The organism is Dactylosporangium thailandense, assembly GCF_059739745.1.
The window spans coordinates 7606981-7619817 of sequence record NZ_AP029195.1; the positions used below are offsets into that span (position 1 = coordinate 7606981).

Here is a 12837-nt window from a genome sequence, read left to right on the forward strand (position 1 = left end):
CCCCACGGCGCGCGGCCCCGGCCGGGTCACCGGTGCGGTCAGCGGCTCCAGCCCTGCTGGCGGTCCGACGCGGCCCCCCACGGCCCACGCCCCCACTCCGCCCGGCCGTGCCCGTGGTGGCCCCACGGTCCCCGGCCGGAGCGCCGGCCGCCGTACGCCCGCCAGCGCGCATGCCTGGCCAGGCCGAACACCATGAAGAAGAGCGGGATCGCCGGCCAGAAGAAGTGCGCGCCCGACAGCGCCCACAGCCCGGTCAGCGCGGCCGCGACCACGGCGATGAAGCCCGCGTGGCCCCACAGGTGCCGGCGGCCGTCCCGCGCGAACTGCTCCTTCGCCTCCGGCGTCTCGTACAGCCCGCGCCGCCCGCCCTCGGGCAGGTCGGCGGTGATCGGCGGCAGCTCGTCGCGGAACTTCGCGGCGTACACCCCCGCGAGCCGCTCCTCCCCCTCCTCGAGCGTGAGCCGGCCCTCGGTCATGCCGGCCCGCACCATGTTGGCGTACTGTTCGCGCTCCTCGTCCGAGGCGCGCACCCTCTCGCCGGCCATGTTCCCGGCCCCCTTCCGTTGATGGACTCCAGCGTGCCGAACCGCGGCCGGGCGCGCGTCGCACCGGGGACGGCTCGTGCGGTACCTCCGGCGGCGCAGCCGGACCGGGCGTCTACTCCCGCGGGAGTAGAGGCCGCCGCGCCGGGAAGGCGATGCCGCAGGTGAACCGGCTCCACTACGGTTTGAGCTGTGAGGAGAGGGCAGTGGCCGGGCGAGCGGCGGGCGCACTGGGCGAGCGAGCGGGCGCACTGGGCGCACGAGCGGCGGGCCGAGCGGCTCGAGCGCAAGTTCAAGCGTTTCGAGGAGCGGATCGAGCGCCGCCGCGCGAACCGGTTCACCGGCCCGCACGTCGTGCCGCTGGCGATCTTCCTCGCGCTCGTGCAGGTCTTCGGCACCCGTGCGGCCGCCTACGGCTCGACCGTGCACCCCCTGGACGAGACCGGGTACCTCCTGCTGATCGCCGGACCGGCGGCCCTGCTGTTCCGCCACCGGCTGCCGCTGTTCGCGCTGGCCGGTGCCCTCACGGCGACGGTCGCCTATTTCTCGATGCTGTACCCGAACGGGCCGGGCTTCATCGCCGCGCTCGTGGCCGTCTTCTCCGCGCTCAGCGCCGGGTTCCGCTGGCTCACGTGGCTGGCGGTGATCGTGGCGTACACCTGCTTCGCCGTCTTGGTGTTCCCGCACGCCTCCGTCGCGCGGCTCGTGGTCATCGGGGTGTGGTGCCTGATCATCTCCGTGTTCGGCGAGGCGGCGCGCGTGCGCGGGATGCGGTACAGCCAGATGGCCCGCGACCGCGCCCACCAGGAGGCCCTGGCCCGCGCCGAGGAGGAGCGGGCGCGCAAGGAGCAGCACCGCCGCCAGGCCAGCGACGAGCGCCTGCTGATCGCCCGGGAGCTGCACGACGTCATCGGCCACCACCTGTCCCTGATCAACGTGCAGGCCGGGGTGGGCCTGCACCTCATGGACGAGCAGCCCGAGCAGGCCCGCGTGGCGCTGACCGCCATCAAGCACGCGAGCGCCGAGGCCCTGCGCGAGACACGGGCCGTGCTGGCGGGGCTCAACCCCGGCGAGGCGGCCCCGCGCACGCCCGCGCTGGGCCTGGCCGACCTCGAGCGCCTGGCCGGCGAGGCCCGGGGCGCCGGGCTGCCGGTCACCCTCGACACCGTCGGCACGCCGCGTGCGCTGCCGCCGCAGGTCGACCGGGCGGCGTACCGGATCGTGCAGGAGGCCCTGACCAACGTCCGCCGGCACGCGGGCCCGGACGCGACGGCCACGGTGGTCGTCGCCTACGCCCCGCGCGAGCTGACGCTGACCGTGACCGACGACGGAGCGGGCGCCCCGGCTCCGGCCGGCGAGGGCGGCAACGGCATCGCGGGCATGCGCCACCGGGCGGCGACCTTCGGCGGCTCGGTCGAGGCCGGCCCGCGCGAGGGCGGCGGTTTCGAGGTGCGCGCGACCATCCCCCTGAGCGACGAGGAGACGACGTGATCAAGGTGCTGCTCGCCGACGACCAGGCCCTGGTGCGGGCCGGCTTCCGGGCGCTGCTCGACGCGCAGGCCGACATCGAGGTCGTGGGCGAGGCCGCGGACGGTGCCGAGGCCGTGCGGCTGACCGCCCGGGCGCGGCCCGACGTGGTGCTCATGGACATCCGGATGCCGGTGCTGGACGGGCTGGAGGCGACCCGCCGCATCGCCGCCGACGCGGACCTCGCCGACGTGCGGATCGTCATCCTGACCACGTTCGACCTGGACGAGTACGTGTTCGAGGCGCTGCGGGTGGGCGCGAGCGGGTTCCTGGTGAAGGACACCGAGCCGGTGGACCTCCTGCGCGGCGTGCGCGCCGTCGCGGGCGGCGACGCCCTGCTCTCCCCCGGCGTGACCCGCCGGCTGATCGAGGAGTTCGCCAGCCGCTCCCGGGCCCCGCTGGCCCCGATGTCCCTGGACACCCTGACGGACCGCGAACGCGAGGTCATGGCCCTGGTCGGCGCCGGACTGTCCAACGAGGACATCGCCGCGAAGCTGTACGTGAGCCCGGCGACGGCCAAGACGCACGTGAGCCGGGCCATGATCAAGCTCGGCGCCCGGGACCGCGCCCAGCTGGTCGTCTTCGCCTACGAGGCCGGCCTGGTCCGCCCCGGCTGGCTGGGCTGATCAGGAGTCCAGGCCGTTTCTCGCGATCACGCCGCGGTACCACTCGGCGCTGGCCTTGCGCCGCCGGTCCCGCGTGGCCGGGTCGACCCGGATGAGCCCCCACCGCTGCGAGTAGCCCTCGGCCCACTCGAAGTTGTCCAGCAGCGACCACACGTGGAACCCCTGCAGCCGCACGCCCGCCTGGATGGCCCGGTGCGCGGCCGCGAAGTGGTCCCGCAGGAACGCGATGCGGTCGTCGTCCCGCACGTCGTTCGTGCTCGGCATGCCGTTCTCGGTGATCGTGAGCGGGATGTCGCCGTAGTCGCGCTTGATGCGGGTCAGCAGGTCGAAGAGGCCGTCGGGGTACACCTCCAGCCAGCTCGCCTGGGTCGTCGGGTGCTTCGTGACCCGGCCGCCCTGGGCCGTCACGAACGCCGGGTTGTAGTACTGCACCGCGAGCAGGTCCGAGCGCTCCCCGATCACGGCCTCGTCGCCGTGGCGGACCGCCGCGCGCATCGGCGCGTTCGCCGGCTGCCCGGCGAGCCATCCGTCGGGGTACTTCCCGAGCAGCACCGGATCGAGCCACCGCCGGTTCTCCTCGACGTCGAGCGCCGCCGCCTGCCGGGCCGCCCCGGCCGAGCCGTCCGCGGGATACACCGGCGACAGGTTGAGGGCCGCGCCGATCGCCCCCTTGCGCCCGGTGCCGCGGAACGCCCGCACCGCGAGGCCGTGCGCGAGCAGCAGGTGGTGCCCGGCGACGTCGGCGGCCCGGTGGTCCCGCTTGCCCGGGGCGTGGATGCCGGTGGTGTACCCGAGCGACACCACCGTCTTCGGCTCGTTCAGCGTCAGCCAGGTCGCCACCTTGTCGCCGAGGGAGTAGAACATCTGCTGCGCGTAGTCGGCGAACCACTGCGCACAGTCCCGCTGCTCCCAGCCGCCCTTGTCCTGCAGCGCCTGCGGCGTGTCCCAGTGGAACAGCGTGGCCACGGGCACGATCCCGCGCGCGAGCAGCCCGTCGACGAGCCGGTGGTAGAAGTCGAGGCCCTTGGCGTTGAGCGCGCCCCGGCCCTGCGGCAGCACCCGGGACCAGGAGATCGAGAACCGGTAGCTCTTGAGCCCCAGGTCCCGCATGAGGTCGAGGTCCTCGTAGACGCGGTGGTAGTGATCCGCGGCCACGTCCCCGGTGTCGCCGCCCCGGGTGCGCCCGGCCTGATGGCTGAACGTGTCCCAGACGGACGGCCCGCGCCCGTCCTCGGCCGCGGCCCCCTCGACCTGGTACGCCGAGGTGGACGCGCCCCAGGCGAACCCGGCCGGGAAGGCGAGCCCACCGGCGCCGGGCTTCGGCGGCGGGGTGCCCGCGGCGCCCCGCGGTGCCGGCTCGTCCCGCGGCGAGCATGCGGCGGCAGCCGCCCCGGCGGCGGCGAGGGTCAGCACGTGGCGCCGTCGCATCCCCAAGACGGTAAGCGGTCCGCGCCAGTGCCCCGATGTCCAGTGCCCCCGGCATGACGAAACGGCCGCCCCTGGTGGGAGCGGCCGTCGTGAACCGGGCGTTGTCAGTCGGCGAGCGCGACGATGCCCTGCGCCCAGCGGAAGTACTTGTTCGTGCCCAGGTCGCGGACGGTCTTGATGTTGAAGGCGGCCTGCAGCTTCTCGGCGTCGCCCTCGCTCACACCGGCGATCGCGGTGACGGGGGCGTCGGCGAGCTCCTGCGCGCTCTTGCCTTCCCATTCCTTCATGAGCTTCTTTTCCAGACCAAGCATGGTGTGCTCCTTCGCTCGATGAAACCCGCGCCAGGCTACGTCGCGTGCCTACCGGCTGCAACGTGAGAGGTGACGGAGTTGTACGTCGTTCTGCTTGCCACATCGGCCGTTTCGCGGAGATGATCGGCGCATGAACAGCCAATGGGGGCTGACGATCCCGTTGACCGGGATTCCGCTGCCCGATCACGCTGCGTTGCTCGCCACGCTACCGGATCTCGGGTTCACCGACGTCTGGTCGTCCGAAGTCAACGGCGCGGACGCGTTCACCCCCCTGGCGCTCGCCTCCGCGTGGTCGCCCCGCCTGCGGCTGGGGACCGCGATCGTTCCCGTCTTCACCCGCGGGCCGGGCCTGCTCGCCATGCAGGCGGCCACCCTCGCCGAGGCCGCGCCCGGGCGGTTCGCGCTGGGCATCGGGGCGTCGTCGCCCGTCGTGGTCGGCGACTGGAACTCCGTCGAGTTCGACCGGCCGTTCGAGCGCAGCCGGGACCTCCTGCGGTTCCTGCGCCCGGCGCTGGCCGGCGAGCTCGTCGACGGGACCTTCGACACCTTCACCGTGCGCCGGTTCCGGCTCGAGCGGCCACCGGCGGTACCACCGAAACTGCTTCTGGCGGGTCTTCGCGGGCGCATGCTGCGCCTGGCGGCGGCCGAGGCCGACGGTGCGGTCCTCAACTGGCTGTCGGCGCAGGACGTGGCGACCGCGCGGGCCGAGCTGGCGGGCGCGCCCGACGGCTTCGAGATCGCGGCGCGCATCTTCGTGTGCCCGACCGGCGACGCCGCCGAGGCGCGCGCGACCGCGCGGCGGCTGATCGCGGCGTACCTGACGGTGCCCGCGTACGCGGCGTTCCACCGCTGGCTCGGGCGCGGCGAGGTGCTCAAGCCGATGTGGGACGCGTGGGCGGCCGGCGACCGCAAGGGCGCGCTCGCCGCGATCCCGGACGAGGTCGTGGACCAGCTGATCGTGCACGGCTCGCCCGCGCAGTGCCGGGCGCACGTCGAGCGCTACGCGGCCGCGGGCGTGACCACGCCGGTGATCGCGCTGCTGCCGACGCGGGAACTGGCCGCCGGGGGCGCAGCCGCGCTCCTGGACACGTTGCGGGAACTGGGGGCGCGGTCATGAAGGTGGACGGGAAGGTCGTCGTCATCACCGGGGCGGCCGGCGGGATCGGGGCCGCGCTCGCCCGGCGCTTCGCCGCGGAGCAGGCGGCCGCGCTGGTGCTCGCCGACCTCGACGGGGCGGCCGCGGCCGCGCTCGCCGCGTCGCTGCCCGGCGAGGCGGTCGGGGTCGAGGCCGACGTGACCAGCGAGGAGCAGGTCGCGGAGCTCGTCGGGGAGACGCTCGGGCGCTTCGACCGCATCGACCTGTTCTGCGCGAACGCGGGCATCATCACCGGCGCCGGGCTGGAGGCCTCCGCCGAGACGTGGGCGCGCACGTGGGCGGTGAACGTCCTGTCGCACGTGTACTCGGCCCGCGCCGTCCTGCCCTCGATGCTCGAGCGCGGCTGCGGGTACCTGCTGCACACCTGCTCGGCCGCGGGGCTGCTGACCGCCGTCGGGGACGCGCCCTACACGGTGACCAAGCACGCGGCGGTGTCGTTCGCGGAGTGGCTGTCGATCACGTACGGCGGCCGGGGCGTGAAGGTCAGCGCGCTGTGCCCGCAGGGCGTGGACACGCCGATGCTGCGCGACGGCCTCGGGCAGGGCCACATCGGCGCGAAGGTGACCGCGGCCGGCGGGGCCGTGCTGTCCGCCGAGTCCGTCGCCGACTCGGTCGTCGCCGGCCTGGACGCGGAGAAGTTCCTGATCCTGCCGCACCCGGAGGTCGCCAAGTACTACCTGCACCGCGCCGGCGACACCGACCGCTGGCTCGACGGCATGCGCGGCCTGCGCGACCGGCTCGCATGAGGCATCCGGACGTGCTGCAGCCGGCCCTGGAGGTGGTCGCGCCCTTCGTCCGGGGCCGGGCGGGGCGCACCATCGTCGGCATCTGCGGTCCGCCCGCCGCCGGCAAGTCCACGCTGTCATCGGCGCTCTCCGGCGCGCTGAACGTCCACGAGGGACTGTCCAGTGTGGCCGTACCGATGGACGGCTTCCACCTGTCCAATGTGGAGCTCGACCGCCTCGGCCTGACCGACCGCAAGGGCGCGCCGGAGACGTTCGACGCGGCCGGGTTCGTACACCTGCTGCGGCGCCTGCGGGCCGGCGAGGAGCTCGTCTACGCGCCGAGCTACAGCCGCACCCTGCACGAGTCGATCGGCGGCGTCATCCCCGTCCCCGCCGACGTGCGCGCGATCGTCGTGGAGGGCAACTACCTGCTGCTCGACCACGGCCCGTGGGCGTCGGTGCGCGGGCTCGTCGACCTCGTGCTCTACCTCGACGCGCCGGACCAGGTGCGCCAGGAGTCGCTGGTGCGCCGGCAGCTGGCCAAGGGCCTCGACCTGCCCGAGGCCGAGGACTGGGTGCAGCGCAGCGACGAGCGCAACGCCGCGGTGATCGCCGGCACCCGCGACCGGGCCGACCTCATCCTCACCCGCTGAGGCCCGCGCCGCCGGGGCGCCCGCCGAGGTCCGCGACGCCCGGGAACAGGCGGGCGGCGTTGTCCCAGCAGACCGCGGCGAGCCAGTCCTCGCTGCCGAGCAGCACCCGCCCGGCGAGCCCCAGCTCCCGCACCCGCGGCCGCAGCGGCGCGGGCGGCTCGTCGAAGTACGCCCACACCTTGCGCAGCATCCGCGCCGGCAGGAAATGGGTGTGCACGTCGAACAGCGCGCGCGTCACGGCTCGAAGTCTATGGCCGCCGGTGCCGGGGGTTTAGCCCGGAAGCGAGCAGGCATCATGGGTCCGTGACCTACGAGACGCGACGTTCGCTGCACGGGCTGGCCGAGCTGGTCCTCGCCGGGCCGCAGTACCGGGCCAGCGGGACCATCCGGCTCCGGGTGACCGGCGGCGGGTTCGCCACGGTGGCCGCGCCCGACCTGCGGGTGACCGCCGACGCGCTGCTCGTCGGCGGCGAGCGGCAGGTGGCGCTCGCCGGGCGCACGCTCGGGGAGATCGCCGCGGACGCGGGTGTCGAGCCCGGGGCGCCGGCGGACCTGTATCCGGACGGGTCGGGCGCGACGGCGGGCGACTGCGTCGTGCTCGACCGGGCCGAGGAGATCCTGGCCGCGTTCGTCGCCGGCGACGCGGCGCTGCGGACGCTGAGCGCCGAGGCCACGCCGGTGCTGTGGCCGGAGCACTTCGACCTCGGCATCTCGCTCGACGAGGTGAACTACGGGGTGTCGGCCGGGGACTCGGCGATCGGGGAGCCGTACGCGTACGTCGGGCCGTGGCGGGCGCGGACCGGGGACTTCTGGAACATGTCCTTCGGGGCCGCGCATCCGGTGCGTGAGCTGCCGGATCTGGGGGCGTTCTTCGAGGAGGGGCGCCGCCGGTCCGCCGAGGGCTAGACCCTTGGCGCCCGGGGCCGTCAGCCGAAGAGCCTGACGGCGGTGATGACGGTCTCGATCACGCCGTAGCCGAGGAGGACGGCCACCAAGGCCCAGCTCACCGCCAGGCGGGCCGTCTGCGCGTCGGTGCGGGGCCGCGGGTCGCTCATGACGCCACCTTCTCCGGTTCGGCGGTGACCGGCTCGTGGAAGCGCTGCGGCACCGGGCGGATCAGCAGATTCGCGATGAAGCCGGCGGCCAGGACGCCGACCATGGTGAAGAGCGCCGGCTGGTACGCCGACGCCGTCAGGGTGCCCGGCTTGCCCTGGGCGTCCAGGAAGCCGTTCACGATCAGCGGGCCGGCCACGCCCGCCGCCGACCAGGCCGTCAGCAGGCGGCCGTGGATGGCGCCGACCTGGTAGGTGCCGAACAGGTCGCGCAGGTAGGCCGGCACCGTGGCGAAGCCGCCGCCGTAGAACGACAGGATGACCCCGGCGAGCAGGACGAACAGGGCCGTGGCGGTGTGGCCGACCGAGGCCAGCAGCGCGTAGAGGACCATGCCGACGCCCAGGTAGATCATGTAGAACGAGCGGGTGCGCAGGGCGTTGGCGGCGCTCACGCTCGCCGTCGTGACCATCGGCTGCTCGCGGATCGAGGCGGGGTCGAAGCCCGCGGGCCGCCAGCCCTCACGGGGCACGCGGACGTTGAAGACGCCGAACATCATGATGAGGCAGTAGCCGAGCCCCAGCGTGACGAACAGCAGGACGAGGGCGGCGCCGCCGGCGACGGACTTGGCGTCGTCCGGGTTGTAGCCGGCGTCGTAGAGCGACAGCAGCTGCCGCGACAGGGGGCTGGCGATCAGCGCGCCGCCGCCGAAGCCCATGATCGCCAGGCCGGTGGCCAGGCCGGGGCGGTCCGGGAACCACTTGATCAGCGTCGAGACCGGCGAGATGTAGCCGATGCCGAGCCCGATGCCGCCCAGGACGCCGTATCCGCAGTACACCAGCCACAGTTGTTTCGTGCCGATCCCGAGCGCGGCGACGAGGAAGCCCGCGCCCCAGAAACACGCCGAGACGAACATGGCCTTCCGCGGCCCGTTGCGCTCGACCCAGGTGCCGCCGACCGCGGCCGACAGCCCGAGCATGACGATGGCGATGCTGAAGATGATGCCGATCGCGGTCTGGCTGGCGCCGAAGTGGGCGATGAGCGAGTTCTTGTAGACGCTGGTGGCGTACGCCTGACCGATGCACAGGTGCACGGCGAGCGCCGCGGGCGGGATCAGCCAGCGGCTGTACCCCTCCGGCGCGACCGTGTGCCTGGAGTCGAGAGCCGAGAGCAACGACATCGGGCACCTCCTGAGGCAGAAGCACAGTTTAAATCGTGCGACGTCTATCTCGCAGCGCAACTTTCCTCTGATCAGAAAGGTCGTGATCCAAATGTCGCCATAGTTGAGCAACAATTGCCCGGTGGATCGTGTGACTGTCTGGGACGATCGGCGCAGCGCGGACGAGCGCGCCCTCCTCGCCCCCGGCCGCCCGCCGGACCTTGACCGCAGCCCCGACGTCCTGGTGGTCGGCGGCGGCGCGATCGGGCTGGCCGCCGCCGTGTTCGCCCGCCGCGCCGGCCTCGGGCGGGTGGTGCTGATCGAGCGCGCCCCGCGGCTCGCCCCGGGCGCCTCCTCCGGCAACGGCGGCGCGATCGCCCCCGACATGCACGTGCTCACCGACGAGCCGCAGTTCGTGGCGTTCGGGCGTCAGAGCCGGCAGCTGTACCGCGACCTCGACGCCGAATGGCAGGGCGCGCTCGGCATCCGCACCACGCGCTGGCTGGACATCCGCCCGGCCGGGACGGTCCCGGACCCCGGCGACCCGGCCCTGCGGGTGCTCGGCGAGGACGACGTGCGCGCGCTGGAGCCCGACGTCCGCCTCCCCGACGGCGCCGCCGCGCTGCTCGCCGAGGACCAGCTCGCCGTCGACCCGCTCCGGCTCGCCGCCGCGCTCGCCGCCCGGGCCGGGCAGGTGGTCACCGGCGTCGGCCTGCTCGGCGTCTCGGTGCGCGGCGACCGCGTCGCCACCGTGCACACCACGGCCGGCGACCTCACCCCGGGCGCGCTGATCGTGGCCACGGGGCTCGTCCCGCCGCCGTGGCATCAGGGTGTACCGCAGCGCTGGGTCAAGGGCCACATGCTCGCCATCGCCCCCGGCCCGTGGCGCCTCGGCAGCGTCCTTTCCGGCCCCTACGGCGGCGGCACCCCGCTGCCGGGCGGCGGCGTCGTCTGCGGCGGCACCTTCGACGAGGGCGACCACAGCGCCGACGTCCGGCCCGAGGTGAGCGACCCGATGGCGAAGGCGCTGGCCACGCTGCTGCCGGCCGCCGACGGGGCACACATCAGCCACCGCTGGTGCTGCTTCCGCCCGCGCATCGAGCACCGCCAGCCCGTCGTGGACCGGCTGCCCGGCGTCGCCAACGCGTGGTTCGCCGGCGGTCACTTCACCACCGGGATCATGATGGCCCCGGCCACGGGCGCGGCGCTGGCCGGCTGGGTCGGCTCGGGCCGCACGCCCGCCGGGGTCGAGACGTTCACGCTCCCCCAGACGCCGCATCCGTGGCCGACCCTGGGGCCCACGCACTGAACAGCACGGTGGCCCGCGCCGGAGCGCGGGCCACCGTGGATGTCTATGTCACATGCCTATGTCACGCGGTCAGGTCGACGTACGTCGACCACCCGCCGGCGTAGTACTTGTAGTACGTGTGCCCGTCCTGGGCCAGCGTGTAGGCCTCGGTAGTGCCGAACCGCGGGTTGTACAGCACCGACGGGCCGCCGGTGTTGCTGCCGCCGAGGTTGTTCCAGCCCGACCAGCGGCCGAGGTAGTACACGTACTGCAGCTCGCTGCCCGTCGTGTGCACGTAGACCTCCGTGGTGCCCGAGGACCGGTTGTAGACCACGCCCGGGTCCTGGTCGAGGCTGCCGCCGAGGCCGGTCCAGCCGCTCCAGCCGCCGAGGTAGTAGACGTAGGACAGCTGGTTGCCCGACGTACGCAGGTACACCTCCGTGGTCCCGTACTTCGGGTTGTACAGCACCGCCGGCGTCCCCTGCACCGAGCCGCCGAGCCCGGTCCAGGCGGACCAGCCGCCGAGGTAGTACACGTAGGCCAGGCCGCCGCCGGTCACCACGTAGGCCTCGGTGGTCCCGTACTTCGGGTTGTAGAGCACCCCGGGATCGCCGGTGAGCGTCCCGCCGAGGTCCGTCCAGCCCGACCAGCCGCCGGAGTAGTACACGTAGGCCAGCGAGTTCGTGGACGTGCGGGCGTACACCTCGGTCGTGCCGAACTTCGGGTTGTAGATGACCGCCGGGTTCCCCGCGAGGGAGCCGCCGAGGTCGATCCACGGCGACCAGTTGCTGGAGAAGTACCGGTAGCCGAGGTGGTTGTTCGACAGCCGCGCGTACACCTCGGTCGTGCCGAACCTCGGGTTGTACAGCACCGCCGGGTCGCCCTGGATCGTGCCGCCGAGATCCATCCAGCCCGACCAGTCCGAGGACCAGTACGCGTACATGAGCTTGTTCGCGTCCGCCGAGCGCGCGTACACCTCGGTCGTGCCGAAGTTCGGGTTGTAGAGGCTCTGCGGCTTGCCCACCGGGCGCACCGGGTCGGTCTGGCGGACGAACAGCAGCCGGTTCGGCGTGCCGTTGCGGGCGTACGCCGGATACGACGACATGTTCAGCACGCCGACGGACGAGCCCTGCACCAGCGCGTTGCGCACCTGGGTCGGGTTGTAGTCCTGGTGCGCCTGCAGGATCAGCGCGGCCGCGCCGGTGACGTGCGGCGAGGCCATCGAGGTGCCGTCCAGCGACTTGGTCGCCGAGTCGCTGTCCTTCCAGTCCGAGGTGATGCCGACGCCGGGCGCGTAGAGGTCCACGCAGGGGCCGTAGTCGGACCAGTACACCGGCTTGTCCTCGATCGTCGACGCGCCGACCACGATCGCCTCGGCGACGTTGCCGGGCGAGTTGTTGCAGGCGTTGGTCGGGTTGCCGTTCTCGTCGCCGTTGCCGGCCGCGACCGACCAGGTCAGCCCGGAGGCGATGGAGCGCTTCAGGGCCGCGTCGAGCACGATCGTCGGGCTGTCGGAGCCGAGGCTCATGTTGACCACGGCCGGGTGCTGCGCGTACGCGGTGATCCAGTCGATGCCGCCCACGACCTCGGACAGGTAGCCGTTGCCGCTGCAGTCGAGCACGCGCACGGCCTTCAGCGTGATCTGCTTCGCCACGCCGTAGCTGGTGCCGCCGATCGTGCCGGCGACGTGCGTGCCGTGGCCGTCGCAGTCGTTGCTGTTGTTCGGGTCGTTGCTGTTGTTGGCGTTGTCCGGGTTGTAGTAGTAGTTCTTCACCCGGTCGACGAAGTTGCGCCCGTAGCCGGCCCGGCCGCCGAAGTCGTTGTGCGTGATGCGGATGCCGGAGTCCAGGACGTACGCGGTGATGTCCGGGGCCGAGTTCGGGTACGTGTACGTAGTGTCCCGGGCGTTCGCATGCGTGTCGATGCGGTCCAGCCCCCACGGCGGCGACGCCTGGGTCGCGTCGGCGTGCAGCATGATGTTCTTCTCGACGCTGACCACGTTGGAGTCGGCCGCGATCTGGCGGGCCTTGGCGTCGTCGATGTTGTCGATCGCGAAGCCGCGCACGGCCGTGCTGTACTGCTCGCGGACCTCGCCGCCGACCCGCTGCGCGATCTTGCCGGCGGCGTCCGCGACCGCCGCCTTGGCCTGCCCGGCGCTCTGCGCGCCCGGCGGCGTCTTGAGCATGACGACGTACCCGTTGGACTCCCCCGCCACGGCCGCGTTGGACACGGTTCCCATGGGGGGCGCGGCGTTCGCCGGCAGCCCTGGAGCGATCACGGCGGCCGCCGCGACAGCCAGGGTGCCGAGGCGGCGCCGTCTTCCGATGCCGATCATCCGCCATCACCTTTAGTCATCTGACAGTAACTCAAAG

General features: G+C 73.2%; 14 protein-coding genes. 7 read left to right on the forward strand and 7 right to left on the reverse strand.

Features of this window, described 5'->3' with window-relative positions; genetic code table 11:
- Positions 1-38: 38 nt before the first annotated feature.
- Positions 39-545: a DUF1707 domain-containing protein gene (locus AC6JBM_RS33725; protein WP_497978043.1), complete on the reverse strand. Its 507-nt coding sequence runs from the start codon at positions 543-545 to the stop codon at positions 39-41.
- Positions 546-734: 189 nt separating this feature from the next.
- Between AC6JBM_RS33725 and AC6JBM_RS33730 the strand changes: the two genes are divergently transcribed.
- Together AC6JBM_RS33730 and AC6JBM_RS33735 are read left to right on the forward strand one after the other, a co-directional pair.
- Entirely contained in the window at positions 735-2033 is a 1299-nt protein-coding gene (locus AC6JBM_RS33730; RefSeq protein ID WP_497978044.1) for a sensor histidine kinase, read from the forward strand.
- Complete coding sequence (locus tag AC6JBM_RS33735) at positions 2030-2695, forward strand: response regulator (RefSeq protein ID WP_497978045.1); 666 nt, start codon at positions 2030-2032, stop codon at positions 2693-2695. The genes AC6JBM_RS33730 and AC6JBM_RS33735 overlap by 4 nt, the downstream gene beginning before the upstream one ends.
- Here AC6JBM_RS33735 and AC6JBM_RS33740 read toward each other — a convergent pair whose 3' ends face one another.
- Entirely contained in the window at positions 2696-4123 is a 1428-nt protein-coding gene (locus AC6JBM_RS33740) for a GH1 family beta-glucosidase (protein ID WP_497978046.1), read from the reverse strand.
- Positions 4124-4227: 104 nt separating this feature from the next.
- Positions 4228-4434, reverse strand: a complete 207-nt coding sequence (locus tag AC6JBM_RS33745) for a hypothetical protein (RefSeq protein ID WP_350615367.1) — start codon at positions 4432-4434, stop codon at positions 4228-4230.
- 148 nt (positions 4435-4582) lie between these two features.
- Between AC6JBM_RS33745 and AC6JBM_RS33750 the strand changes: the two genes are divergently transcribed.
- Genes AC6JBM_RS33750 through AC6JBM_RS33760 form a run of 3 tightly spaced genes read left to right on the forward strand, consistent with a single transcriptional unit; the run spans position 4583 to position 6968 of the window.
- Complete coding sequence (locus AC6JBM_RS33750; protein ID WP_497986565.1) at positions 4583-5551, forward strand: LLM class F420-dependent oxidoreductase; 969 nt, start codon at positions 4583-4585, stop codon at positions 5549-5551.
- Entirely contained in the window at positions 5548-6336 is a 789-nt protein-coding gene (locus tag AC6JBM_RS33755) for an SDR family NAD(P)-dependent oxidoreductase (protein WP_497978047.1), read from the forward strand. Before AC6JBM_RS33750 ends, AC6JBM_RS33755 begins: the two co-directional genes overlap by 4 nt.
- Positions 6333-6968 carry a nucleoside/nucleotide kinase family protein gene (locus tag AC6JBM_RS33760; RefSeq protein WP_497978048.1) on the forward strand — a complete coding sequence of 212 codons (636 nt, stop codon included), beginning with the start codon at positions 6333-6335 and terminating at the stop codon, positions 6966-6968. The genes AC6JBM_RS33755 and AC6JBM_RS33760 overlap by 4 nt, the downstream gene beginning before the upstream one ends.
- On the opposite strand, the gene AC6JBM_RS33765 is transcribed toward AC6JBM_RS33760, so the two are convergent.
- Positions 6958-7206, reverse strand: coding sequence for a hypothetical protein (locus tag AC6JBM_RS33765; protein ID WP_497978049.1), 249 nt, complete (start codon positions 7204-7206; stop codon positions 6958-6960). The two genes, AC6JBM_RS33760 and AC6JBM_RS33765, sit on opposite strands and share 11 nt — an antisense overlap.
- Positions 7207-7271: 65 nt before the next feature.
- Here AC6JBM_RS33765 and AC6JBM_RS33770 point away from each other — a divergent pair, with 65 nt between their 5' ends.
- Positions 7272-7874, forward strand: a complete 603-nt coding sequence (locus tag AC6JBM_RS33770; protein WP_497978050.1) for a hypothetical protein — start codon at positions 7272-7274, stop codon at positions 7872-7874.
- 20 nt (positions 7875-7894) lie between these two features.
- Here AC6JBM_RS33770 and AC6JBM_RS33775 read toward each other — a convergent pair whose 3' ends face one another.
- Together AC6JBM_RS33775 and AC6JBM_RS33780 are read right to left on the reverse strand one after the other, a co-directional pair.
- On the reverse strand, positions 7895-8023 hold the full coding sequence (locus tag AC6JBM_RS33775) for an MFS transporter small subunit (protein WP_497978051.1): 129 nt from the start codon (positions 8021-8023) through the stop codon (positions 7895-7897).
- On the reverse strand, positions 8020-9192 hold the full coding sequence (locus AC6JBM_RS33780; protein ID WP_497986566.1) for an MFS transporter: 1173 nt from the start codon (positions 9190-9192) through the stop codon (positions 8020-8022). The genes AC6JBM_RS33775 and AC6JBM_RS33780 overlap by 4 nt, the downstream gene beginning before the upstream one ends.
- 127 nt (positions 9193-9319) lie before the next feature.
- Here AC6JBM_RS33780 and AC6JBM_RS33785 point away from each other — a divergent pair, with 127 nt between their 5' ends.
- Positions 9320-10486, forward strand: a complete 1167-nt coding sequence (locus AC6JBM_RS33785; RefSeq protein WP_497978052.1) for an NAD(P)/FAD-dependent oxidoreductase — start codon at positions 9320-9322, stop codon at positions 10484-10486.
- 61 nt (positions 10487-10547) lie between these two features.
- On the opposite strand, the gene AC6JBM_RS33790 is transcribed toward AC6JBM_RS33785, so the two are convergent.
- Positions 10548-12800 (reverse strand): S8 family serine peptidase, encoded by a 2253-nt coding sequence (locus tag AC6JBM_RS33790; protein ID WP_497978053.1) that lies wholly within the window; start codon positions 12798-12800, stop codon positions 10548-10550.
- Between the last annotated feature and the right edge of the window lie 37 nt (positions 12801-12837).

Coding starts and splice junctions, on each gene's coding strand:
- AC6JBM_RS33740 (WP_497978046.1), bottom strand. CDS start 4,123: ATGCGACGGCGCCACGTGCTGACCCTCGCCGCCGCCGGGGCGGCTGCC.
- AC6JBM_RS33790 (WP_497978053.1), bottom strand. CDS start 12,800: ATGATCGGCATCGGAAGACGGCGCCGCCTCGGCACCCTGGCTGTCGCG.
- AC6JBM_RS33745 (WP_350615367.1), bottom strand. CDS start 4,434: ATGCTTGGTCTGGAAAAGAAGCTCATGAAGGAATGGGAAGGCAAGAGC.
- AC6JBM_RS33755 (WP_497978047.1), top strand. CDS start 5,548: ATGAAGGTGGACGGGAAGGTCGTCGTCATCACCGGGGCGGCCGGCGGG.
- AC6JBM_RS33760 (WP_497978048.1), top strand. CDS start 6,333: ATGAGGCATCCGGACGTGCTGCAGCCGGCCCTGGAGGTGGTCGCGCCC.
- AC6JBM_RS33775 (WP_497978051.1), bottom strand. CDS start 8,023: ATGAGCGACCCGCGGCCCCGCACCGACGCGCAGACGGCCCGCCTGGCG.
- AC6JBM_RS33725 (WP_497978043.1), bottom strand. CDS start 545: ATGGCCGGCGAGAGGGTGCGCGCCTCGGACGAGGAGCGCGAACAGTAC.